Source organism: Vibrio gallaecicus (genome assembly GCF_024347495.1).
Classification (GTDB): domain Bacteria; phylum Pseudomonadota; class Gammaproteobacteria; order Enterobacterales; family Vibrionaceae; genus Vibrio; species Vibrio gallaecicus.
The window spans coordinates 2,681,357-2,707,800 of sequence record NZ_AP025490.1 but is presented as its reverse complement, the minus strand read 5'-3'; the positions used below and the strand labels follow the sequence as shown (position 1 = coordinate 2,707,800).

Annotated in this window: 16 protein-coding genes; 10 read left to right on the top strand and 6 right to left on the bottom strand. The window is 42.2% G+C overall.

Annotated features, from left to right (window positions below; genetic code table 11):
* Positions 1-38: 38 nt before the first annotated feature.
* The 10 genes from hrpB to OCU78_RS11615 all read left to right on the top strand — a co-directional run bounded on the left by hrpB (position 39) and on the right by OCU78_RS11615 (position 16,626).
* A complete protein-coding gene (hrpB, locus tag OCU78_RS11660) occupies positions 39-2,477 on the top strand; it encodes an ATP-dependent helicase HrpB (RefSeq protein WP_240701739.1) in 2,439 nt (812 codons plus the stop codon).
* Positions 2,477-4,900, top strand: a complete 2,424-nt coding sequence (gene mrcB, locus OCU78_RS11655; protein WP_137373403.1) for a penicillin-binding protein 1B — start codon at positions 2,477-2,479, stop codon at positions 4,898-4,900. Before hrpB ends, mrcB begins: the two co-directional genes overlap by 1 nt.
* Positions 4,901-4,937: 37 nt before the next feature.
* Positions 4,938-7,304, top strand: coding sequence for a patatin-like phospholipase family protein (locus OCU78_RS11650; protein WP_137373404.1), 2,367 nt, complete (start codon positions 4,938-4,940; stop codon positions 7,302-7,304).
* A 289-nt stretch (positions 7,305-7,593) separates the two neighbouring features.
* The gene (acnB, locus tag OCU78_RS11645; protein ID WP_137373405.1) at positions 7,594-10,182 is read left to right on the top strand and encodes a bifunctional aconitate hydratase 2/2-methylisocitrate dehydratase; all 2,589 of its coding nucleotides are present in this window, start codon (positions 7,594-7,596) and stop codon (positions 10,180-10,182) included.
* A gap of 197 nt (positions 10,183-10,379) precedes the next feature.
* Positions 10,380-10,751 (top strand): YacL family protein, encoded by a 372-nt coding sequence (locus OCU78_RS11640; RefSeq protein ID WP_137373406.1) that lies wholly within the window; start codon positions 10,380-10,382, stop codon positions 10,749-10,751.
* Positions 10,752-10,998: 247 nt separating this feature from the next.
* On the top strand, positions 10,999-11,337 hold the full coding sequence (locus tag OCU78_RS11635) for a P-II family nitrogen regulator (protein ID WP_137373407.1): 339 nt from the start codon (positions 10,999-11,001) through the stop codon (positions 11,335-11,337).
* A 27-nt stretch (positions 11,338-11,364) separates the two neighbouring features.
* Complete coding sequence (locus OCU78_RS11630; RefSeq protein WP_137373408.1) at positions 11,365-12,594, top strand: ammonium transporter; 1,230 nt, start codon at positions 11,365-11,367, stop codon at positions 12,592-12,594.
* Between the two features lie 262 nt (positions 12,595-12,856).
* A complete protein-coding gene (locus OCU78_RS11625; protein ID WP_137373409.1) occupies positions 12,857-13,870 on the top strand; it encodes a Fe(3+) ABC transporter substrate-binding protein in 1,014 nt (337 codons plus the stop codon).
* Between the two features lie 102 nt (positions 13,871-13,972).
* Positions 13,973-15,598: an ABC transporter permease gene (locus OCU78_RS11620; protein ID WP_137373410.1), complete on the top strand. Its 1,626-nt coding sequence runs from the start codon at positions 13,973-13,975 to the stop codon at positions 15,596-15,598.
* The gene (locus OCU78_RS11615; RefSeq protein ID WP_137373411.1) at positions 15,598-16,626 is read left to right on the top strand and encodes an ABC transporter ATP-binding protein; all 1,029 of its coding nucleotides are present in this window, start codon (positions 15,598-15,600) and stop codon (positions 16,624-16,626) included. The genes OCU78_RS11620 and OCU78_RS11615 overlap by 1 nt, the downstream gene beginning before the upstream one ends.
* Before the next feature lie 122 nt (positions 16,627-16,748).
* Here the strand turns inward: OCU78_RS11615 and OCU78_RS11610 are convergent, their stop codons facing one another.
* From OCU78_RS11610 to OCU78_RS11585, 6 genes are all read right to left on the bottom strand, one after another.
* Entirely contained in the window at positions 16,749-18,161 is a 1,413-nt protein-coding gene (locus OCU78_RS11610; RefSeq protein WP_137373412.1) for a phosphoglucomutase/phosphomannomutase family protein, read from the bottom strand.
* Positions 18,162-18,228: 67 nt separating this feature from the next.
* Complete coding sequence (locus tag OCU78_RS11605) at positions 18,229-20,634, bottom strand: GH36-type glycosyl hydrolase domain-containing protein (protein ID WP_137373413.1); 2,406 nt, start codon at positions 20,632-20,634, stop codon at positions 18,229-18,231.
* Between the two features lie 98 nt (positions 20,635-20,732).
* On the bottom strand, positions 20,733-22,649 hold the full coding sequence (locus tag OCU78_RS11600; protein ID WP_137373414.1) for a beta-N-acetylhexosaminidase: 1,917 nt from the start codon (positions 22,647-22,649) through the stop codon (positions 20,733-20,735).
* Positions 22,650-22,670: 21 nt separating this feature from the next.
* A complete protein-coding gene (locus OCU78_RS11595; RefSeq protein WP_137373415.1) occupies positions 22,671-23,546 on the bottom strand; it encodes an N-acetylglucosamine kinase in 876 nt (291 codons plus the stop codon).
* A gap of 2 nt (positions 23,547-23,548) precedes the next feature.
* Positions 23,549-25,285, bottom strand: a complete 1,737-nt coding sequence (locus OCU78_RS11590; RefSeq protein WP_137373416.1) for a glycoside hydrolase family 9 protein — start codon at positions 25,283-25,285, stop codon at positions 23,549-23,551.
* 93 nt (positions 25,286-25,378) lie between these two features.
* On the bottom strand, positions 25,379-26,374 hold the full coding sequence (locus OCU78_RS11585; RefSeq protein WP_137373417.1) for an ABC transporter ATP-binding protein: 996 nt from the start codon (positions 26,372-26,374) through the stop codon (positions 25,379-25,381).
* Positions 26,375-26,444 lie beyond the last annotated feature (70 nt).

The window sequence follows — 26,444 nt, the reverse complement described above, 5'->3', positions numbered from 1 at the left end:
AACTTCCTCCGCCGTCAACGCTACCTATTGAAGCTGTGATCCCAGAATTATTATCTGGTGTCCAAAATAGTACCCAACTTATTCTTAAAGCAGCGCCTGGTGCTGGGAAATCTACGTATTTTCCTTTGCAACTCGTCTTATCAAAAGCGGTGGCAGGAAAAATTATCATGTTGGAGCCAAGACGTTTAGCGGCGAGAAATATCGCTACTTACTTGGCTCAACAGTTAGGTGAAAAAGTCGGGGAGACGGTTGGCTATCGTGTTCGTGGGGAAAGCAAAACAAGCCCTTCCACTAAGCTGGAAATTGTCACTGAAGGGATCATGACACGAATGATCCAAGCCGATCCCGAACTTGCCGGTGTCGACTTAGTTATTTTCGATGAGTTCCATGAAAGAAGCATTCACGCTGATACAGCCTTAGCTTTTAGTTTGGAGATTCAAGAGGCACTACGTGATGATCTAAAAATTGTTGTCATGTCAGCAACGCTGGACCAGCAAGCCTTGCAAATCCTACTTCCTAGTGCGGTTTATGTTGAATCTCAAGGGCGTTCATTCCCCGTGTCATTTCATCATCGTCCACTCTCATCTAATGAATATGTTGAAGCCAAAATGGCGCGCCAGATAGAACAGTTAATGGCTTCGGAGTCTGGTTCATTACTGGCATTTCTACCTGGTGTGTCTGCAATTAAACAAGTAGAAAAGCAGCTGCACCATTTAGGTGAAGAGATCGATGTTTGTACGCTTTATGGACAATTGAGCTTTTCACAGCAGCAGCAAGCCATTTCGCCATCTCCCAAAGGGCGTCGAAAAGTTGTTTTAGCCACCAATATTGCCGAAACCTCTTTAACCATTGAAGGTATTCGAATGGTGGTGGATTCTGGGTTAGAAAGAGTCGCTAAGTTCAATTTAAAAACAGGTATCACTAAATTAGAGCAGGTAAGAATCTCTCAATCTTCAGCCGAACAAAGAGCTGGTCGAGCCGGGCGTATCGAAGAAGGTTTATGTGTTCGTCTTTATTCTGAAGAACAGTTGAAACAGCAACCTTTAGTTCCTGAACCTGAGATTTTACATTCTGACTTAGCACCCTTGGTTGCAGAGCTTGCCCAATGGGGAGCAAATGATGCGAGTGATTTACAGTGGTTGGATATCCCTCCTCACGCAAGTATTCAGCAAGCCTCGCAGTTATTAGAGAAACTAGGGCTGCTTGATTCAAAAGGAACGCTTACGGCTCTTGGAAAAGATGCACAAAAGCTTGGTTTAGATCCTCGTATTGCGAGCATGTTAGTAAAAGCATCTCAGAAAAATAACGCACTATTGAATGCCGCTTTAGCGATTGCCGCTTTGCTGGAAGAGCCTGAACGAAATGTCAGTGATTTGCAGCACTCCTTACATCGGTTAAAACAAGGAACTCATGCTAAAGCTAAGATTGTTTTGCAAAGAGGGCAAAGCTTAGCTCGTAAATTCCAGTGCTCTTTTGATGTAAAAGGAGTCGATGAATCGTTAATTGCATTGACTTTGTGCTTGGCTTTTCCTGACCGTTTAGCTCAGTCAAGAAAGATCGGGGATGGTAAATTTCTTCTTGCCAATGGACATGGTGCAGAGATGCGGTCTGATAATTCTTTGATAAATAGTGAATACATTGTCGCGATTGATTTGATGAGGACTTCAAACAGTGCCAGTCAGATATTCTTAGCGGCTGATGTTGATATCAATCTTTTAGAAAATACTTTTCCTGAATTGTTATCAATAGAAGAGTATGTTGACTGGGATGAAAAAAGAGGGCGTTTAATTGCAGAGATGCGTTCATGTATTGGCGATGTAGTTATTCATCGAAAAGCATTACCAGAGCCTAACTCTAGTCAAATTACCGAAGCAATGCTGACGTATATTCGGCGTAAAGGTTTAGCGTGTTTGAACTGGACTGAGTCGGCATCTCAGTTACTTGAAAGAATCCGTTGCGGTATGCTTTGGTTACCAGAGCAAGAATGGCCAGCAATGGATGAAGAACATCTACTTCGAGATATAGAAAGTTGGCTTGCACCTTACTTAGTTTCTGTTAAATCAGTTAAGGGGCTAACTAATGTTTCGGTTGAGCAAGCCTTATTTGCTCGACTTGGATGGCCGCTTAATCAAGATATTGATAATTGGCTTCCAACTAAATACACCATGCCTACTGGGTCTCAAAAAAGAATCCGATATGATGGAAAATCGGAGCCAGTGATTTCAGTGCGTATGCAAGAAGTCTTCGGCGAGCAAGACTCTCCTATGATCGCTTTAGGGCGAAAGAAAGTCGTACTAGAGCTGTTATCTCCTGCTCAGCGTCCCTTGCAAATTACTCAAGATTTAGCGGGCTTTTGGGCTGGAGCGTATAAAGAAGTGCAAAAAGAAATGAAAGGGCGATATCCCAAACATCCATGGCCAGATGACCCTGCGAACCATGTTGCGACGACAAAAACTAAACGACAGCTGAATCGATAATGATTAAAAAAATTGCTCAAATTAAACTTAGCGCTCCTAAAAAAGCACCACCTAAAAAGGCGCCAGCTAAAAAATCACCAGCCACAAAAGCGGCTAAGCCTCGTAAACCAAGAGCGGCTTCAAAAAGTAAAGGGAAAGCAAAATCCACAAAGCAAAAATCATCGAAAGGGTGGTTAAAAACATTGTGGAGCATTGGCTGGAAGTCAACTTTGGCTGTGGCAGCGGTTTTATTATTTGTCGGTATCTATTTAGGCACGATAGTTAAGCAGAAATTTGATGGGCAGTTATTTGACCTTCCCACAGTTGTGTATGCTCGCGTCCTGCATTTATCACCTGGCACTCAAGTAAGCATTGAGCAAATTCGTAATGAACTGGACGTATTGAACTACCGGAAAGTTCAAGCGCCAAGGCACCCAGGTGAGTACTCATCATCATCGACCAAAATTGAATTGATTCGTCGCCCTTTTGAGTTTGTCGATGGTCCTGAGCCTGATCGCCATATTATGTTGTTTTTTAAAGGCAATGAGTTGACTCGTATTAAGTCTCTTGAGCAAGACGCGGATATGGGGTACTTGAGAATTGAGCCTAAAATGTTGGGTATGCTTGAAAAGAGTAATGATGAACAACGTTTATTCTTAAGAAGAGAGCAGTTCCCTGAAGTGATGGTTGATGCTTTGTTGGTAACAGAAGACCGAAATTTTTATCAGCACGAAGGTGTATCACCACTGGCGATTGCCCGAGCGATGGTCGTGAACGTAAAAGCAGGAAGAACGGTTCAAGGTGGTAGTACGCTGACTCAGCAATTGGCAAAGAACCTATTTTTATCCAGTGAGCGAACCATATGGCGTAAAGTGAGAGAGGCGTATATCGCGCTGATTTTAGATTATCGTTACAGCAAAGATCAGATCTTAGAAGCTTACTTAAATGAAGTGTATGTGGGGCAAAGTGGTGGCGAAGCGATCCATGGTTTTGGTCTTGCCTCTCGTTTGTACTTTGGACAACCCGTTCAAGAACTAAGAATTGATCAAGTTGCTCTTCTTGTTGGAATGGTCAAAGGACCCTCTTATTACAATCCCGTTCGTTACCCTGAAAGAGCTAAAAAGAGGCGAGATCTCGTATTACGCTTGATGATGCAGCAAGATATTTTAACGGCTGAACAGTTTAATGAAGCCGCTAGCCGAGATCTAGACATTCAAGATAACCCTCGTATTGCTAGCCGTCAGCCTGCTTATTTCCAGCAAGTAAATAGAGAACTTAAGCAATATGTAGGTGATAAGTTTCAAGCCCAAGCTGGGCTGCGTGTGTTTACCTCTCTTGATCCTGTCTCACAAGATAAGCTTGAAAAATCGATAGCTCATAAAGTGCCTTCTTTAGCCAAAACTGCAGGCGACAAATTAGAAGCTGCTGCGATCGCTGTTGACCGAAATACCGGTGAAATCCGGGCTATGGTTGGAGGAAAGCGAACCGGATACGATGGGTTTAATCGAGCATTAAATGCTAGCCGCCCAATAGGTTCGCTAGTTAAGCCTGCTGTGTATTTAACAGCGCTCCAACAGCCAGATAAGTACACATTAGCCACCACACTTATGGACACACCTTTAAGCCTAAAAGGGAGTAAAGGAAGCGTTTGGAGCCCTAGGAACTTTGATAGGAAATTTCGAGGTGAAGTGCCAATGTATGTAGCGTTGTCAAAGTCTTACAACGTACCGACAGTACGATTAGGCATGCAACTTGGTATCAAAGAGGTGTCCAATACTTTAGAAAAACTAGGGGTTGATAAAAGTGAAATAAGACCTGTGCCTTCTATGTTTTTAGGTGCATTTTCACTAACGCCATATCAAGTGGCTCAAATGTATCAAACCTTAACCAACTCTGGCCGAAAAGCGCCATTGTCTGCCTTGCGTTCTGTAGTGGATTTTGATGGTAATGTGCTTTATCAATCTATCCCAAGAGTCTCACAAAGTGTGGATCAACAAGCTGCATGGCTGACAACTTATGCGATGAAAAAAGGTGTTTCAGAAGGGACTGGGCGCTTTTTATCAAGTAAATTCTCTTGGGCGGCGCTCGCAGGGAAAACAGGCACCAGTAATGATAGCCGTGATAGTTGGTTTGTCGGGGTCGATGGGCGTGAAGTGACCACTATTTGGTTAGGACGAGATGACAATAAACCGACTAAATTAACCGGTTCCAGTGGTGCATTACGAGTTTATGCTGATTATTTACAACAGCGCATCCCAGAAAAACTTATCTTACCGTGGCCGACAAATATTGCGACGGCGCATTTTAATAAAAGCGTGCAGGGCGGTTTAACATTTGATTGTGATGGTTCTATTACCATTCCCGTCTGGGACGAAAAAGGTGAAATAAAACAAGGCTGTGAAAGTCAGCCAAAACAGTGGCTAAAAAAGCTTTTTCAGTGGTAGAGTCGCTATAGAAAACAATGACAAGGAATGAATTTAGATGGTCGTATCCCGTTGGCTAAATAGCTATGTAGGTGTATTGAGCGCTGTATTTAGTTTTAGTGTACTAGCTGATAGTACGAATATATCTGAAAATATTGCAGCTGCAGAAAGCGCTGTGGTAGCAAAGTCAGAGTCTTTATCTCAGGATGAGAAAACACGCCCAACCGTTGCCGTGGTCTTGGCTGGTGGTGGTGCGAAAGGCGCCGCTCACATTGGTGTTCTAAAAGCACTTGAAGAGATGCAAGTTCCCGTTGATTACATAACAGGGACTAGTATGGGAGCTTATGTCGGTGGCTTATACGCTACGGGCATGAGCGCTGAAGAAATTGAAAGTTTCATCTATACGATTGACTGGAATAAAGGTTATCGAGACAGGGTTAACCGCAGTGAACGTCGTGTTAGAGACAAAGAGTATGAAGATCGTTACCAATTAACGACGGATCTTGGTTTGCGCTGGGGCGAGGTACGCGCACCAAAAGGTGTAGTACAAGGTCAAAATATGCTACGCATTCTACGTGAAACTACGGGAAACCTTTCTCAGCTTGAATCGTTTGATCAACTTGCAGTGCCGTATCGCTCTGTTGCTACTGATATTATCGAACTAGAAGAAGTTGTTATCGACAAGGGCTACTTAGTTGACGCGATGATGGCGAGTATGTCTGTACCAGGTGCATTACCTCCATACGATTTGGATGGGAAAATGCTCGTTGATGGTGGCGTGACCAATAATATGCCCGTTGATGTGGCAAGAGCCATGGGCGCTGATATTGTCATTGCTGTTGATATTAGTACGGACTACAAAGATGAAGAAGACTTTACAACGTTTTTAACGGTGGCAGATCAACTCTCAAATTACCTTGTTCGTCGAAGTACTCAAAGGCAAGCCAAAACTCTCAATGAAGAGGACGTATTTCTTCAGCCGGATGTTGGAGAAATGGAAACGACTGAATTTGATAAAATGCCGAGCGCCTATCAGGCGGGTTATGACATTGCATATCAATTTGAAGACCAGTTAAGAGCGTTGTCTGTGACGAGTGCTAAATTTCAAGGTTACATTGATCATAAACAAGCAGCACGAAAGCAGTTAAGTCATATTGATAATGTTGTGGTGGATAGTGTGACCATTAATAACAACACGCACTATACCGATAAATTACTTCAAAACCGTTTGGCTTTGGAAAGTGGTGATGTTCTGAAGACTCGTCATTTAGAGTCGAGTGTTCAAGAGTTATATGCTTTAGATCGATTTGAGCTGATTACTTATCGGTATGAAAAAGTCGGTGATGAAGACCATCTAGTTGTGGATGTGGATGAAAAATCTTGGGGACCTAATTACCTCAATTTTCGTTTCTATTTAGAAGATGACTTTGAAACAGAAAGTACCTACGCGTTAGGGATGTCTGCAAATTTCACCGATATAAATGCACATGGTGCAGAGCTTAGAACGAATATTGAGATGGGGACGGATAAGCTCATTGAGGCTGAATTGTTTTCTCCTTTCTTTTCAAAAGAAAAACTGTTTACGTCCGCCTCATATGTATACAGCAAACAAAAACGAAACCTACCAGCTTCGATTGATGCTATTGAAAAGCCTTCGCTAGAAGTCACGCAAGATTTCATCCCTTTGACCTACTTAGAGAATATCGGAGAGGTTGCTTTTGGCTATCAACCGACGTTATGGCAAGAGTTTAAATTTGGCGCTCGATACACTGACGGTAAAGTGGATTCGTCTTCACTATCCTCAATAGGTAGCATTGATTTTACTCGTACAGGGGCCTTTGCTGCTTATCGTTTAGATACACTAGACAGCTTTAGTTTACCGACAAAAGGTTACTATTTTGATTTTGAATATTTAGTATCACACGATGATACTAAATCGAATGTCGTAGGCACCCCTACCGAAAAGTCGAGTGATACTGTATATGAATTGAATGCTAAATTTTTAGCTGCACAAAGTTATAAAAGGCATACTTTAGTCGCAAAGTTAGATTACGGGATTGTTGAGAGCAAAAACGCTACTTTTCCAATTGATCCCAAAGAGCTTGGTGGCTTCTTGAATTTATCGGGTATTCCTCGAAATAGTTTAATTGGGCAGAACTTAGCTTACTCTAGTTTAGTGTACCGATATAAGTGGTTTGAAAATGATTTTGGGTTATTCCAATCCCCAGTTTATCTAGGTGCGTCGATAGAGCATGGGGGAGTTTGGTCAGACAATAACTTAAAACTGCATGAAGCCCCAATGTACACCGCAGGGTCGATATTTACCGGAGTTGATTCTCCGATTGGTCCTATTATTTTCGCATACGGTAAGACTGAAAATAATTATGATTCCATTTACTTAATTATTGGAACATCTTACAAATAATCAATTATTTGATAGCAGGTAAAACGCATAAATAGCCAAAAAAGTTAGAACTTTAGTCTTAACTTGCTATGTTGGTCAAAATGATGAGATTTTAATTTATCGTTAAATTTGCTATTGTACTGCCCACAGTTTGGCCTCTCTGGCGCTGCTGATTATTCTTTGTATATGTCAAAGATAGTTAGTTGAATTGGCAATGGAGAGCCAAGTTTCCAAGGATGTTCACTCCATCACTATTCTCAATATAGAGTAATGATAATAAATGGAGGAACCGCAATGAGAGGAAAAAGTCGTGCTTGAAGCCTACCGTAAACACGTCGCAGAGCGTGCTGCCGAAGGAGTTGTTCCTAGACCGCTAAATGCCGAGCAAGTTGCTGGCCTAGTTGAACTACTTAAAACCCCACCCCAAGGTGAAGAAGACGTTCTTCTTGATCTACTAGAAAATCGAATTCCTCCAGGTGTTGATGAAGCTGCTTATGTAAAAGCTGGTTTTTTAACTGCAATTACTAAAGGTGAAGTCGAATCTCCATTAGTAAGCCGCGCTAAAGCTGCTGAATTACTTGGTACTATGCAAGGCGGTTACAACATTGAATCACTTGTATCTCTATTAGACGATGCAGAACTTGCTCCTATTGCTGTTAAAGCGCTGTCGCATACTCTACTCATGTTTGACGCATTCTATGATGTAGAAGAGAAAGCAAAAGCGGGCAACGAATTTGCACAACAAGTTCTTCAATCTTGGGCTGACGCAGAATGGTTTACTGCAAAAGATAAAGTTGCAGAAAAAATCACAGTTAAAGTTTTTAAAGTTACTGGTGAAACGAACACCGATGACTTATCACCAGCACCTGATGCTTGGTCACGTCCAGATATTCCAGTTCACGCAAAAGCGATGCTGAAAATGGAGCGTGATGGTATCACTCCTGACGAACAGGGCAGTGTTGGTCCAATCAATCAAATTGAAGAAATGCAAAAAGACGGCATTCCACTGGCTTACGTTGGTGATGTTGTTGGTACTGGTTCTTCACGTAAATCGGCAACAAACTCAGTACTTTGGTTTATGGGTGAAGATATCCCATTCGTACCAAATAAGCGTACTGGCGGCGTTTGTCTTGGTGGTAAAATTGCTCCAATCTTCTACAACACAATGGAAGATTCAGGCGCGCTACCAATTGAACTGAATGTACAAGACATGAACATGGGGGATGTTATTGATATCTACCCGTATGAAGGTGTTGTTCACAAGAACGGTTCTGTGATTTCAAACTTTGAATTAAGCAAGGTACTTCTAGATGAAGTGCGTGCTGGTGGTCGTATTCCACTGATCATCGGTCGTGGCTTAACTGGTCGTGCTCGTGACGCTCTAGGTCTAGCTGAAACCGATCTGTTTGCTAAACCAATCGACCCATCTGCATCTGATAAAGGCTACACGCTAGCTCAGAAGATGGTTGGTAAAGCATGCGGCGTTGAAGGTGTACGTGCTGGTCAGTACTGTGAACCTAAAATGACGACAGTGGGTTCTCAAGATACTACCGGTCCTATGACTCGTGATGAGCTTAAAGATCTGGCGTGTCTTGGTTTCTCAGCAGACCTAGTGATGCAGTCTTTCTGTCACACATCTGCATACCCGAAACCAGTTGATGTAAACACTCACCATACGCTACCTGATTTCATCATGAACCGTGCGGGTGTTTCACTTCGTCCGGGCGATGGTGTTATCCACTCATGGCTAAACCGTATGCTTCTACCTGATACTGTTGGTACAGGTGGTGACTCGCATACTCGTTTCCCTCTAGGTATTTCATTCCCTGCAGGTTCTGGCTTGGTAGCATTTGCTGCGGCAACAGGCGTTATGCCTCTTGATATGCCTGAATCTATCTTGGTTCGTTTTAAAGGCGAAATGCAACCGGGTATCACGTTACGTGACCTAGTACATGCCATTCCTCTTTACGGTATTAAGCAAGGTCTACTAACGGTAGAGAAAGCAGGTAAGATCAATGAATTCTCTGGTCGTGTACTAGAAATTGAAGGTGTTGAGCACTTATCTGTTGAGCAAGCATTTGAGCTTTCTGATGCATCTGCTGAGCGTTCTGCTGCAGGTTGTACTGTTAAGCTATCTCAAGAGTCTATCGATGAGTACCTGAACTCGAATATCGTTATGCTTAAGTGGATGATTGCTGAAGGTTACGGTGATGTTCGTACTATTGAGCGTCGTATTACTGCAATGGAAGAGTGGTTAGCGAATCCAGAATTGCTATCTGCTGATTCAGACGCAGAATATGCACATGTTATCGAGATTGATCTTGCTGACATCGATCAACCTATCCTATGTGCTCCAAATGATCCAGATGATGCTCGTCTTCTTTCTGACGTTCAAGGTACTGAAATTCAAGAAGTGTTCATCGGCTCTTGTATGACGAACATCGGTCACTTCCGTGCTGCTGGTAAGATGCTTGAAGAGTTTAATGGCTCTTTGAATACTCGCCTATGGGTGGCTCCGCCAACGAAGATGGATAAAGACCAACTGACAGAAGAAGGCTACTACGGCATCTTCGGTCGTGCTGGGGTACGTATCGAAACTCCGGGCTGTTCATTATGTATGGGTAACCAAGCTCGTGTTGCTGATGCTTCGACGGTTATGTCGACATCAACGCGTAACTTCCCTAACCGCTTAGGTAATGGCGCGAACGTTTATCTGGCTTCTGCTGAGCTTTCTGCTGTTGGCGCGATTCTAGGTCGCATCCCAACGAAAGAAGAGTATTTAGAGTACGCTGAGAAGATTAATGCATCGGCTGCTGATACATACCGTTACCTGAATTTCCATAAAATGGGTCAGTACACGGAAAAAGCAGATACGGTTATCTTTCAAGAGCCTGCGTAATACCTTGGGATAGCGCTCAGGAAATTCTTCTGGGTAAATGAACTAAACGCCTTCTAATATAGAAGGCGTTTTTGTTTGTTAGCTGTTTTGGGTTTTGACTTTTAGGTCAGCGAACTCCTCGAATTAATCAAGCTCGATCTCTTACGATCTTCGCTATATACTCTCGCCTCATTTTTATCTTATGTCTGGAAGCCATTATGGAATTCGAATTTACAAGAAACACTTTGATGGGTGAATATTACGTAAAATGTAGTATGGGACACGAAATCATTGGTCGTTGGCTTCAGGAAGAAATAGGTAAAGATAAGCAGAAGCTTAATCAAGTAATGGATGCTATTGAGCGTTCTCGAACGAATATGAGTACAGAAACGGCTTTATTAGGAAAAGAAATTAGCCTGTCGATTAATGAAGATGAAGTCACCATACAAGAAAATGTACTTGGCCATGGTGAAGAAATGGAAGAAAGCAGCGAGTTTGATTTTTATAACTGTGAAAGCACCGCAAGCTGTGGCATTGATGACTTCGAACTGCTAATGACGAATTGGCTGGATTTTTTGGGTTATGCATAGCATGAGCTAAAGAGCTGTACTCGCTGTAGTATATTTTGAATATTTACAGCATTGCCCTTAAATGAGGCAACAAAAAAAACGCTTCAAGATAGTGAAGGCTCGCACCGTAATGGTGCGAGCCTTTTTGTTTCTTATTGGTTAAATAAGGGTTTATTACTTAAAAAACAATGATTTAAACTTTTGGCACGGTACTTGGATTGTTAGTAAGTAATTAACGAATTACAGAGAACATCTCAAAGGAAATGCTATGAAACTGATTAACGCAATTGTAAAGCCATTCAAGTTAGATGATGTGCGAGAAGCACTTTCTGATGTAGGTATTGAAGGCATGACTGTTTCTGAAGTGAAAGGTTTTGGTCGACAAAAAGGTCATACAGAGCTTTATCGCGGGGCTGAATATCAAGTCGATTTTCTACCAAAAGTAAAACTAGAAATCGCGACTCAAGCTGAAAATGTAGACCGCGTAGTAGAAGCGATCACTCAAGCTGCACACACTGGAAAAATTGGTGACGGTAAGATTTTTGTTTACGACCTTAGTCAGGCTGTACGTATTCGTACTGGTGAAATGGATTCGGAAGCACTTTAAAGATTATTAGGGATTGGAGATTAATATATGGATATTACAACAACAGTAACAGAGTTACGGTACGCACTAGACACTTTTTTCTTCCTCATTTCAGGTGCGCTCGTAATGTGGATGGCTGCAGGTTTTGCAATGCTTGAAGCTGGTTTAGTTCGATCTAAAAACACCACAGAAATTTTAACTAAAAACATCTGCTTATACGCGATTGCTTGTACCACTTTCTTAGTGGTTGGCTACAACATCATGTATGTCGATAACGGTGAAGGTGGGTGGTTACCATCATTTGGTACTTTAATTGGTACTCAAGGTGAAGGTGCAGATCATTCATTAGAATCAGACTTCTTCTTCCAAGTAGTATTTGTAGCAACAGCTATGTCAGTCGTATCTGGTGCGGTTGCTGAGCGCATGAAGTTATGGTCATTCTTGATTTTCTCTGTAGTACTAACAGCATTTATTTACCCAGTGGAAGGTTACTGGACTTGGGGCGGTGGTTTCTTATCAGAAGCAGGTTTCAGTGACTTCGCTGGTTCAGGTATCGTACACATGGCTGGTGCAGCTGCAGCGTTAGCTGGTGTTCTACTACTAGGCGCTCGTAAAGGAAAATATGGTAAAAAAGGTGAAATCTACCCGATTCCTGGTTCAAACATGCCACTTGCAACTTTAGGTACATTTATCCTTTGGTTTGGTTGGTTTGGTTTCAATGGTGGTTCTCAGTTAATGGTTTCAGACTTTGAGAATGCTACAGCGGTTGGTCAAATATTCCTAAATACGAACGCAGCAGCAGCAGCTGGCGCGATTGCAGCATTATTAGTATGTAAGACAACTTGGGGTAAAGCAGACCTAACTATGGTACTTAACGGCGCGTTAGCGGGTTTAGTTGCAATCACTGCAGACCCTCTTTCACCATCTCCTCTATTTGCTGTTGCTATCGGTTCTGTATCGGGTGCTCTAGTGGTATTCAGTATCGTTGCTCTAGATAAAGTGAAGGTTGATGATCCAGTAGGTGCTATTTCTGTACACGGTGTATGTGGTTTCTTCGGTCTAATGGCTGTGCCACTAAGTAACGCTGATGCAACATTTGGCGCTCAACTACTCGGTGCTGCAGTCATCTTTGCATGGGTATTCGGCGCGAGCTTAGCGGTATGGGCCGTGCTTAAAGCGACAATCGGTATTCGTGTAACAGAAGACGAAGAACTTGAAGGTATGGATATGCATGATTGTGGTGTAGGTGCTTACCCTGAGTTTGTATCAGTTAAGTAATACATATTTGAAGAGTTTATTTAAGTAAAACAAAGCCCGCTTACAAATAAGTGGGCTTTTTAATTTTGGCTAAATAACTAAGGGGAGAATGACTTATCGCTCTATAATCTGTAAAGAACGTAAAGATTTGTTACAAAATAGTGAGGGGGTACAGGGAGTTTTAGTGGGGCTTTTTTTGATGATAAGCATTGAAATTAGACTAATGATGAATATAATAACGCAACTGATAGACATTATCATTTCGATATAAAGGATTTTACTAATGAAAAAACTGCTAACTCTTTCAGCTTTAGCGTGCAGTGCATTTGCTCCAACGGCAATGGCTGCGGAAGAAGTAAACGTATACTCTTACCGCCAACCATTCTTAGTTGAACCAATGTTCAATGAATTCACTAAAGAAACTGGAATTAAAGTAAACGTTAAGTTTGCTAAAAAAGGTTTAGCAGAAAAATTAGCTCAAGAGGGCGAATACAGCCCTGCAGATGTGGTATTGACTGTTGATATCAGCCGCCTATCTGAGCTAACTGGAAAAGATTTAGTCCAAGCGGTAAACAGCGATGTTCTAGAAAAGAACATCCCAGCTCAGTACCAAGATACAGACAATGAGTGGTTTGCTCTAACGACTCGTACTCGTAGCGTTTACTCTTCACGTGACCGTGTTGGTCGTCTAGGTGAAGATTTCACTTACGCTGATCTAGCTAAACCTGAATTCAAAGGTAAAATCTGTACTCGTAGCGGTAAGCACCCATACAATGTTTCTCTAGTCTCTTCTATGATTGCTCATAAAGGCGAAGCGGAAACTAAAGAGTGGCTAGAAGGCGTAAAAGCAAATCTAGCTCGTAAGCCTCAAGGTAATGACCGTGCACAAGTTAAAGCTATCAAAGAAGGTCTATGTGACGTTTCTCTTGGTAACAGCTACTACTTAGGAAAAATGGTTAATGATAAAGAGCAAAAAGCTTGGGCTGACGCTGTTTACATCAACTTCCCTAACCAAGAAACAACGGGTACTCACGTAAATATTTCTGGTATGGCAATGGCTAAATTCTCTCCGAATAAAGAGAATGCAGTTAAACTAATGGAATTCCTATCTGGCAACACAGCACAAGGTATGTACGCAGAAGTAAACTACGAATACCCAGTAAAAGCTGATGTTAAACCTTCTGAGCTTGTGGCTTCTTGGGGTGAATTCAAAGCAGATACAATTTCTCTAGACCAAATTGCAGATCATCACGAAGCTGCAATCAAGCTTCTAGATGAAGTGAAATTTGACCTTTAATCGGAACTAGGGGTATAACTGTACCCCTATTTTTTTAAAGGGATATGAGATGTATTTGCAAACGCATTTATGTGTCATAAAGCCTTGTTGTAAATTGGGCTAATGAAAGAAAAAAACTCTCTATTAAAAACCAGTAGTGGAAGCTTTGCTTTACTGCTGGTTTTGCCGATCTTAGCGATCTTCTATACTGCCATTGGCGAAACCGATGAAGTGTTCAGTCATCTTCTTTCGACCGTCATGCCTACCTACGCCTATAACACTGTTGTGTTAGTGGTGGGTGTTATGGCTTTAACTCTTCTTTTGGGTATTCCAAGTGCGTGGCTCATGGCGATGTGTCGTCTGCCAAGTGAAAAATGGCTTCAATGGGCGCTTGTTCTTCCATTGGCAATGCCAGGTTACATTATCGGGTATATTTTTACTGACTGGTTCGACTTTGCTGGACCTATCCAGATATTCCTACGAGATATTACAGGCTGGGGTCCGGGGGAGTATTGGTTCCCTGATATTCGAACGTTAGCTGGTGCGACAGTTGTTTTAGCATTAGTTTTATATCCTTATGTTTATCTGCTTTGTCGCGCAGCATTTATGGAACAAAATGTTTCTTTACTGCAATCTGCACGGCTCTTGAAGTGTTCTCCTTGGGAAAGTTTCCGCCGAATATCCTTGCCCTTAGTGCGACCATCCATCGCAGTAGGCTTGTCTCTCGTCGCCATGGAAACGATTGGTGACTTTGGTACCGTCAGCTACTTTGCCGTTAATACGCTCACCACTGCGGTTTATGACACATGGCTAGGCTATTCTAATCTCAATGCTGCAGCTAAAATTTCGGCAATCATGCTACTAATTGTCATTTTGTTGCTGAGCGCTGAACGTTATAGCCGTCGAAAACAAAAATTATTTCAAAATCAATTTAGCAGTAATGAAGACTTTCGATATGTGTTAACTGGTTGGAAAAAGTGGCTAGCATTATTGTGGTGCTGGGGCTTGGTTGGTATCGCATTTATTCTGCCATTGATGCAACTCTGCATTTACTCATATAAATATTTTGCACAGAGCTGGACTGCTGAATTTAGAGACTATGCTTTAAATAGTTTGTATGTCTCTGTAAGCGCTGCTGTTATTGGTGTAAGCGTCGCTTTAATTGTGAACTTCTATCATCGTGTGAGTCCAAGCAAACTTAGTGCTAGCTTCATGAGGTTTTCATCATTAGGCTATGCCGTGCCAGGGACAGTGCTTGCGATCGGTGTGATGGTCTCGGTTATTTTCCTTGATCATAAAGTGAATGATATTGCGAAAGCTATGGAGTGGGGTAGACCAGGATTAATATTCTCAGGGTCTATGTTTGCTCTAATTTTTGCTCTTGTGGTGCGCTTTTCAGCAGTTGCTATTGGCAGTATTGAAAGTAGCTTGAGTAAAGTTTCTCCATCTTTAGATATGGCATCTAAAACAATGGGGTGTAATACCAATCAAATGTTATGGCGAGTTCACTTTCCGTTGATCAAACGAGGTGCATTAATTGCTGCACTTTTAGTGTTTATTGAATCAATGAAAGAACTCAATGCGGCATTGCTTTTGAGACCATTTAATTTTGAGACACTCGCAACCTATGTCTATAACTATGCATCGGATGAGCATTTAGAGTTGGCAGCAATGCCTGCTGTATTACTCGTTTTAGTTGGGTTAGTCCCTTTAGTCATCGTTAACCGTTCCCTGGAGCAGAAACACTAATGAGCTGTGCATTATCAATAAAAGATCTGACCTGTCAGTATGAGTCTCAAACAGTTCTAGAGTCGTTGTCACTTGAAGTTGAACATGGTGAGATTGTTTGCCTGCTAGGTGCAAGTGGTTGCGGTAAAACAACCCTTCTAAAAGCAATTGCAGGGTTATTACCATTAACTAGTGGGGTTATGAACCTTAACTGCCAAACGATTGATGACGGTAAGCATTGGTTGCCACCAGAGCAACGTAATATTGGCATGATTTTCCAAGACTACGCTCTTTTTCCGCACTTAACGGTATTTGAAAATGTAGCTTTTGGTCTGCGAAAAGAAAGTGAGCAATCTAAAAAAGATAAGGTTCAAGAAATGCTTGAACTTGTGCATCTTGATGGCTTTGGCGATAGGTACCCACACCAATTGTCAGGTGGTCAGCAGCAGCGTGTTGCGATTGCTCGATCACTCGCTTATAAACCTGACTTACTCTTGTTAGATGAACCATTTTCAAATATCGATACCCAGGTTCGTCATGAATTGATTTCTGAAATTCGTAAGATTTTTAAGAAGCAAGGTGTGACAGCCATTTTTGTTACTCACAGCCGTGAAGAAGCATTTGCCTTCGCGGATAAAATGGCAGTAATGAACTATGGTGTGATAGAGCAATATGGTTCGGCGTCAGAGTTGTATTACCAGCCATCAAGCAAATTTGTAGCTGACTTTCTTGGTGGTGGGAGCTACCTAAAAGCTAAACGTGTTTCAGAGCAAGAGTTTGAAACGGATTTAGGGGTAATAGAAGCAAAACCTCAGACGGAAATAAGCTTAGAAGCTCACTGTGAACTATTACTTAGACCTCAGCATATTCAGGTGACATCCGGCACTGAAAGTACTATTTCGGTTCTAGAGCAGCAGTTTATGGGTGATCATTGTCGTTACGTAATAGAAGCTAATGGACAAAAGCTATTAGCTACCTCTGCAGAGGCGTTAGAAGTGGGGCAACCTGTCGCGGTAAAAGTGGACACTCACGGTGTGCTTGCCTTTTAAATGAAAAAAGCCCGAAACCATGAACACTCTGGATATGTTATGGGCTTCGGGCAAGATTGGTTCTTCTTTGGTGCCTCAAAGGAGGACTGAGAGTTACCTACCAGTACTTAATATAGAAGTACTTAAAGTGATAGGAACTCTTTAACCTGCAGAAGAACTCGCTCGGCAGTTTCTTGGTTTTCCATTTCAGCAAAAATTCTTAAAAGTGGTTCTGTGCCTGAGAAGCGAGCAATTACCCATCCTCCATTTTTAAAGTACACTTTAGCCCCATCTTCATAGCTGACTTTTTCAATCTCATATTCAAATTCTGGCAATTGCTTTTCTACGTAAATGCGTGTGTAAAGCTGCTCTTTTTGAGAGGGCTTGAACGTACAATCGCCTTCTGCTGTATAGGCATAGCCATATTTCGAATAGATTTCATCCAGCATTTCAGAGAGTTTTTTACCTGTCACGCTGATCATTTCAACAAGTAGGCTTGATGCAAACACTCCATCTTTACCTTTGATATGACCTCGAATGGTAAGTCCACCTGAACTTTCGCCACCAAGTAGGGAGTCATCTGCTTCCATTTGGGAGCTAATATGCTTAAAGCCTACTGGTACCTCAAAGCTCTTCTCACCATGATCTGCTGCAACTTTATCTAGAAGGTGTGTGGTGGCGATATTCCGAACAACGGAACCTTTCCAGCCTTTGTATTCCAGCAAGTAGTAATATAGAAGTAGTAGTACTTCATTTGGGTGAATGAAGTTACCTTTTTCATCAATGATACCAAGGCGGTCCGCATCACCATCCGTACCAATGCCTATATCGTAACCTTCAGCCGCTACAAGGTGTTTCAGTCGATATAAAGTAGATGCATTGGGTGATGGCATTAAGCCACCAAAGTCTGGGTTTTTGCCATCGTTAATCACATCAACATCACAGCGACCATTGATCAATACTGTCTGAAGGGCATTTTTTGCTACGCCAAACATAGGGTCGATGAGCACGCGAAGGTTTGCTTTTTTTATTGCATCAATATCGATGAAGTTAATGATTGAATCGACAAATTCATTCATTGGGTTGATCACTTGAATGGTTTTATCATTCAGCGCTTGTTCAAAATCGACCCTAACTACATCTTCTTGAGTAAGGTTTGCTATCTGCTGCTCAATCTTTTCTGTGATGATCTCATCAGCATCACGTCCACCTTCGATGAAGATTTTGATACCATTGTAGTCTGCTGGGTTATGGGAAGCAGTAATGCATGCTGAATAAATGCATCCCATCTCTTTTGCTTTAAACATTACGATTGGCGTTGGAACAAACTTATCAATAAAGCTGACCGGTATTTCATTTGCTGCTAGTACTTCAGCAAACCAACAAGCGGCTTTATCAGATAAAAAACGTCGGTCATAGCCAATAACAAACCCGTTATTAGCGGCATTTTCGTTATTGATGATATTAGCAAGAGCTTGAGCAACTAAACGTACGTTATCACGAGTGAATTCTTCACCTATGAATGCGCGCCAGCCACCAGTACCAAATTTGATCATTATAAAATCCTTTTGGAAATCACTTTTAAGTAGCAGCTCCACTGGTGAAGCTGCCATACCGTGATAATTAACCTAAAACGACAATCACTTCGTTTACGCTGCCTTCTTCAAGGACAGGAACCGTGCCTTCAACCGCTTCGCCATTAACCGTAATGGTTTTAACGCCTTTGCTGACTGAATTTGGGTTTTGGACCGTGATGTTATAGGTTGCTCCTCGCCATTGACGTGATACTTCAAATTCAGGCCAATCTGTTGGAATACAAGGATCGATGGTTAAACCATCAAAGCCAGTACGAACACCTAAAATGAAGTTAGTTACGGCAAAGTAAGCCCAGCCTGATGTACCAGTTAACCAAGGGTGATTAGCTCTACCATGGTCTTGGTGATCTTTACCCATGATGAATTGCACGTAGGAGTATGGTTCTGCGTAACGTGTTTCGATCATGTCATTTTGGTTGTAAGGGTTAAGAGCATCGTAGAACTTCATTGCTCTGTCACCACGACCAAGTTTTGCTTCTGCAACCCATGCCCAAGGGTTTGGATGCGAGAAGATTGCTCCATTTTCTTTTACGCCTTGGTAAACTCGAGTCACGAAACCAATGTCGTCATTTGGTGTAGCGAATGATGGTGAATTTAGGTGTAAACCGTATTCTGAGAATAAATTCTCATCCACCGCATCCATTGCTTTTTCACCACGCTCTTGAGAAACCGCTCCAGAAAGAACAGCTAGGGTATTTGACTCTAGGTGTACTCGACCTTCTGCTTGTTGAGCAGTACCAATCTTTTCACCATTTTTCGTTAAGCCACGGATGTACCAACCACCTTCATCATCCCAAAGGTGTGATTCACAAGCTTCACGAACGTTTGCTGCCATTTCTGTGTATTTTTCTACATCAGCGGTGTTCTTACGGAACTTAGCTAGATCTAGGAACTCTTGAAGTGCCCAAAAATGCAGGAAAGACACCATAGAGGACTCGCCACCACCTAGGTTCAGACAGTCATTCCAGTCTGCTCGAAGACCTTTACAGATTCCTGTTTGACCAACATATTCTGCTGAGAAATTAAGCGCAGCTTTCATATGTTCATAGACAGTTGCTTCACCTGAATCAGCGTAAGGAATCACTTCATCGAAGAAGCTATGTTCGCCTGTCTCAACCACATATTTAATGATGGTTGGAACGATCCATAGGTGATCATCAGAACACGTATCATCAATGCCATGAATTTTGTCATCATCAGATGGTGTAGGTACAACGGTTGGTGACTTAGATGGTTCAACGTCTGCTTTTTCTGGATCAAACCAATCAGGATCAAACAGGTGTAACCCGTAGCCAGCTTTTACCTGTCCACGGAGTAAATCAACAATACGCTTACGAGTCATTTCTGGGTTTGCATGAGGGACCGAAATCGCGTCTTGCGCAGTATCACGGTAACCTAAACCTGTACGACCACCCACTTCGATGAAAGAAGCAAATCGAGACCAAACCACACAGGTTTCAGCTTGGTAAAGCGTCCATGTATTGATCATGGTATCCAAACCTTCGTTTGGCGATTTTACTTGGAATTTCTCACAGCGTTCATTCCAGTGATCTTTAATGCCTTGGAATGCTGCATCAACATTAGCAAGATCTTGGTACTTCTCACGCAAACGCTCGCCATTGCCTTTACCTATGCCTAGCACATAAGCGAAACGAACTTCTTCACCTGGCTGGATGACAAACTGTTTGTGCAGAGAACCACAGTGGTTGTAACAGGTTTGAGCACTGTTCGTACATTTGCCTTGTTCAACGGCAATTGGGTTTGCTTCATCACGGTACAAGCCTAAGAAATTATCACGCTGCCCATCGTAGCTATCAGGATCAAAAGTAGAAGCTAAGTAGTAGAAACCTTCAAAGTCATTGGTGTTGTAGTAAAGATCGTATTCAAGCACACCATTTTTGTATTCAGTTCCAGCAGAGTACAAAGACATTTGATGGTTTTGGTTATCTGATTGAATGTGGCTGAATGAAAACTCAACGAATGAGAAAGTACTAATTGTACGTGGCTTGTCAGTGTTGTTTTTAAGCACTACATCCCATACTTCAGCATCTTCACCTTTTGGAATGAATAGTGTCTTAGTTGCCGTAATGCCGCTGTATTCACACTTAAATTTGGAGTAAGACAAGCCATGTCGAACTTCGTAATTAGCTTCATCCAAACTTTTTGCTACTGGTTGCCATGATATTGACCAGTAGTCACCAGTTTCGTCATCACGAAGGTAGACATAATGCCCAGGACGGTCGAATGTACCGTTAGGGCGAAACTTAGTAACACGGTTATATTCAGGCGAGTTGTAGAATGAATAACCGCCAGCATTATGTGAAATTACAGTACAGAACTTCTCCGTTCCTAAGTAATTTGTCCATGGCGCAGGTACGTCTGGTTGAGTGATGACGTATTCGCGATTATCGTTATCGAAATAGCCGTATTTCATTGTTATATCCTTTTTAACAAACTGCACTTCTTGCAGTTGATCGTACTAATATTGATTCTATTGTGCTGTGAGGCGGTAATACCGTCTTCAGCTTTCCGTTATTTCCAAGGGTTGCGGTATTGAACTTTGAGACGGTCCAATAGAGGCAAATGCCCTTTTAATCGAGATAGGTAATTCAACCAATCTCGGTTGTTTTTATAGGTCCAACAGCCTTCGGCTAATGCTCCTAATCGTGGATGGATCATGTAATCCATACGCTCTTGATTCGTAATAATTTCACACCACAAAGCACATTGAATTCCACGAATGCGCTTTCTAATTGGATCTGTTTCTGGAATATCTGATAAAGCTTCGTAGTTATAGGCTTGCTCTAATGGGATGACAGACGCCCAGTCAACGCCTGGTTCTTCTGGAGAGTAATCTTGAGTCATGTCTAAATAAGTGTATTGACCTGGTTGCAGAACCACATCAAACCCTTGTCGTGCGCAATTCACCGCTGCTTCTTCGCTTAGCCATGAATAAATGATTGTTTCTTTACTTACTTTATTGCCATGCTGCGCTTCTTCCCAGCCAACCATTCGCTTGCCTAGTTGTTTTAACTTATCTTCGGCATAGCGGAACAAGTGACCTTGAAGATCCTTGCTATCTTGGTAACCATATTTTTGCATAACTGACTGCGCTGCTGGGCTTTCGCTCCACACGCCATGAGGCACTTCGTCAGCGCCCATATGGATAAGTTCACTAGGGAAGAGTGCTGCTACTTCCTCAATGACCGTATCAAGGAATTGGTACGTACCTGCTAGCCCCGGGTTTAGGACATTATCGGTGTAGTGCTGAATACTTTTGTATTGAGTGGTATCCGCATCTTCAACCAACATATGTGGCAGAGATTTTATGGCTGCACGACAGTGACCAGGAATATCAATTTCAGGGATAATGGTAATGCTTCGCTGCTCAGCAAAAGCAATCACATCTTTTATTTCTTCTTGAGTGTAATACCCGCCATAGGTTTCAGATAAATGCGTATATTGAGGCTCGATAGCATGTTTTATGCCACGCCATGCACCAATTTCAGTCAACTCTGGCAGTGCTTTTATTTCAATTCTCCACCCTTCGTCATCGGTTAGGTGCCAATGGAAAACATTGAATTTGTAATACGCAAGTTGGTTAATGAGACGTTTTACTTGTTCGACGGAGTGAAAATGTCTCGCACAATCGAGCATCATTCCGCGATATTTAAATCTAGGTTCATCTACAATTTTGCAGTTAGTAACTGAGAAGGTTGAATCTTGTTTAGCTTCGATTAATTGAATGAAACTTGCGACCGCATGAGTAAAGCCTGATTGGCTTCCTGATTCTATACATACACCGTCAGTGGTCACTGAAAGTTTGTATTCACCATCATCTAATATTGGATTACTTGAAAAAGTAATAGAACCAGATGCCGATTCATTAACGTGTAAACCAAAGCAATCATTGAGCTCTTGTGTCAGCCAAGTGACCGCGTTCGTTGCCAGTGTGGTTTTAACTAATAAGCCCGAGGCAGGAGTTAAGCTAAAAGAACCTGACTCTTGTGTTAAAGAATTTGGTTGTGGAATTATTGCAATTTGAGCACTTTCTACATCCTCAATAGTGCTGCACTCTCTATATGGAGAGGCGAGAACAATTGGCGATATAGTGATAGGTAATACCTGAGTCTCACCCTGTACTTGAGATTGAATAAATGCTTCGTTTAAGCCATCAGAATAGAATCTAAATGGGGCACTCTGGATACTAAATTCAAAATAGAAATGGTTGTTCGCCTTCAGTTGGGTAGTATCTGGCGTGAAAGAGCAAAAACTTCCTACTTGTTTGAGAGTGCCTTGAGAAAGGCTTTCAGGAAGAATGAAACGATCGAAAGCGAAATGCAGTGACCAGTCAGTCACATCCATATCACTTAAGTTGTGCACAGTTAAACCAAAGCGGCACGTTTGCTTTTGTTCAGATAAAACAGCTAAGTCGATGCGGTATGTCATAATCCTTCCTTGTATAGCTTGTTAATACAAGTTGTGTTCGGGTTTACCGGCAAACATCAATGCGCCTTCGATAGCGTCAAATTGAGGTTGTACGATCCATTGCTGAACAGGAGGCGATAACCAATCTAGAATGCGTTCAGCGATACTGCCCATCAGGCATACTTTTTGTGCCCCCTTTCGGTGTAAGGCGAGGATAAACATTTCAATGTCAGCGGCGGTTTGTTTGAGCATTTCAATGGCAAGTTCATCACCTTCATTTGCTAGTTGAAAAATGACAGGAGAGAACTGACCGTAGTCTTTTGGAATGGCAGTTTTAGACCAGGATACGATCTCATCAATGTTGTTATTGAAGTGATTCATAACATGTAATGAGAGCGCGGTTTTCTCACGAATACCATCTTCAGCCAGTAGTACTTGTTGGATAAGGCGTAGTCCCATCACTGCGCCACCACCTTGGTCTGATATTGGGAACTCACGCCCACCAACAACATGTTGTGTCTTACCTTGAAGATAGATTCCACAAGAACCAGTTCCACCGATCATGATTGCGCCATCGCTGCCGTTATGTGCACCAATACACGCGCCATAAGCATCCGTATTAAGAGTCATGCTTGCGAATGGGTGCTCTAGCTTCATAAAGTCAATCCATGCAGACTTTTGTTCTGCTCCAGCTAAAGCAAGACCGACATGCATATTAGAAAAATCGCTAAGTGTAAGCCCACCTTTCGTTGCTGCGTCAGTAATGGCTGACGTTAAAGATGCCATCGCGACTTCAACACCAAGTAAAATATTGGCACTGCCACTCTTTGCTTCACCAATTAATATGCCATTGTTGTCTCTGATTCGAGCTCGGCAGGAGGTACCACCGCCATCTATTCCTACATAGTAAAGAGTCATGGTTATAGCTCCTTATTTGAAATGAGATTGTTCGATGTTAGGTGGTTAAACTGACACGCAGTTGCAAGTAAGAACCAAGCCCCATGAGGGATCCATTGCTCACCCCAGCGCCAGTTTTGAAGCATGTCATCTTTTTGACCAGGAGGGTTAAATGCAATGTCTTGTTCGTCGTCGAACCCAGCAGTAATACCGTTACAAACACCGCCTTTAGCATTGAAAAAACCAAGCTTAGGCAGGTAGTCAGGGTTATTATGTCCATGACCGTCTAACATGCACATGTGGTACGGATTAAGACCTAAAATCCAATCTAAGCTGTTTTGCGCTAATTTAGATAAACGCTGTTTCAATTTTGGATCTTGGATGTGTGGTTGAGCTAGGTAAGCCATAGAGGATAATGACCCTAAACGTGCATTTTCACCTTGCCACCAATAGCCTGTTTCATTGTCTTGCGCGACAAAGAAAGCGTCTCTCTTTTCACTATTAACTGATTTGACGTATTGTCTTGGGTAGCCAAATGGATTCGTTACAGCATCGGTAATTGACACTTCAAAATGGCATGCATTTTCAATGGCATTTATAGCTTCTTGTTTGGACTCTGTATCGGTTTCGATAGAGACAAATTCGCATAAAGATATGACAGGTAGACCCGCTTCTGCAGCGTGGAAATAAGGGCGACTACCGTCTGAGTTTGCTGACCAGAAGTGATTGAAATTACGGTCTGTCATTTGACGGTTTATTAAGCGTTTAGCCCAAACTCTTGCTTCTAAAAGGTATTCTTCCTTTTCAGTTACGCGATGAAGTTCTGTGGAAGCCAGCAGTGCGCAATACTCATCAATGATGTTTTCTACACCATCATTTAAATACTGAAGGTTGTACTCTTTCAGGTGGCAGTAACCACGTTCTGCAGCGTCTAGGTATTCTAGGCTGGAGAATTCACCAGACACTTCTAAAGCCGATGCAGATGCTAAAGCTGCAATTGCAACACCAGCGCCTTGGCGAAACCCTGATTGGTAATCATCTGTTTTATGACCTTCTTGAGTCGCATATGCGCAGATATCTCTTTGTTCGATATCTTTGCTCCACTTATCAAAAACAGTCATGTAAAAGTAGCCATCTGGGCTTTGCATTCTGACTAAAAAGTCAGCACCGAAAAGTGCTTCTTCGGTTAGGCGAGTTGTGGAAAATTTCGGAAAAAGAGTGTGTTCACTTGTAAGTGTTAAACTCTTCAACATATTCCAAACAACCATTGGAATCTGCTGCGGGTTTAGATAGTTCGCGTAAGATAAATGGCTGAAATATTTACTCACATCACCGGATGCGTCATACCAACCTCCACGTACATCAACGTGAGTGTCCGAATTCAGCAGTTTGGCGTGCTGATCTTTTTTATCAAAGATCCCACCGCATCGCTGTGATTTGAAATAATGTAGAACATCAGAGAATGTCGAGTCGATAAGCAAGTTTTCACTAATAGAAAACACTTCAGAACGTAAATTATCGAAACGTAGGTAATAGCGGCCAATCTTAGAAATAGCGGTAAAATCTATGGTATAAAACTGCCCTTGATGCCAATTAGCAACCTGACCACTTTTAACCAATTCAAAAGTGTCTACAGTCACGTGGTCATCAGCACATACGAGCAATACTGAATGGCTTGATAAGCGCTCTTTTTGGGTTTGTAGAATCGCTTGTTTAAAGCCGCTAGATTCATAGCCAATATGGTTAGTGAGTAACTGCATCAATATTCTCCGACAGTCCTAGTTTCTTTTGGCTAGGTACTTTTATTTTGGATACAAATAGTTAGGGCGGTTAAGCCCTAACTGGATTTAATGTTAGCTTTCGTGCAAGTAGCAGCGTACAAAGTGGTTATCAGCTAATTGAGTGACACCTGGTAAGCGTTCTTTACATTTATCCATGACTTGAGTACAACGACCTGCGAAAGGACAACCTGCTGATTCTGGTGTCCAAAGAGGAATTTCACCTTTGTTACCTGCAAGTTTTTCATGGATCGACTTTTTAGGATCTGGCACTGCTGAAACAAGAAGTTGAGTGTATGGGTGTTGTGGATTAGCGATGACGTCATCAGTATCGCCCCATTCAACCATGTGACCGACATACATAACTGAAAGGTCTTCAGCAATGTAACGTGCCGTTGCGATGTCGTGAGTGATATAAAGCAGAGACATTTGTTTCTCAAACTTCATTTCTTCCATTAAGTTTAAAACACCAGCTCGAATCGATACATCTAGCATTGATGTCGGTTCATCCGCTAAAACAACCTCAGCTCCGACTGCAATGTTACGAGCCAAGTTGACACGTTGACGTTGACCGCCAGAAAGCTGGTGAGGGTACTTTTCTGCGGTTTCTTTTGGCGGAACAAGACCAACTTGCTCAAGAAGATCGTAAACTCGCTCTTCAAGCTCTTTCTTATTACCCGGAGTCACTTTCTTATGGATAAGCAGTGGACGAGCAATGTGGTGAAAAATATTGTGAGTTGGGTTTAGAGAGCCAAACGGGTCTTGCCAAACCATCTGCACACCTTCGCGGTAGTGCATAAGATCTTTTCTACTTGAAATATCTTGTATATCACGACCTTTGTACTCAATGGTTCCGCCTGATGGAGCGTACATTTTGGCAATCATTTTAGCCGTTGTTGATTTACCTGAGCCGGATTCACCAACTACAGCCAAACCGCGGCTTTTATACATTTTGAAAGACACGTCATTGATTGCACGCATCATAGGGGTTTGTATGGTGGTACTGCTTATTGGGAAGTCTTTTACGACATTCTTGCCTTCTACCAATAATTGACCGAATTCTTTGCTCATAATTGTCTCCAGAAATCCTTATTACTACCAAGCTTGTTCTATTGCGGCTTTATGCTCGCTAGTTGTTATA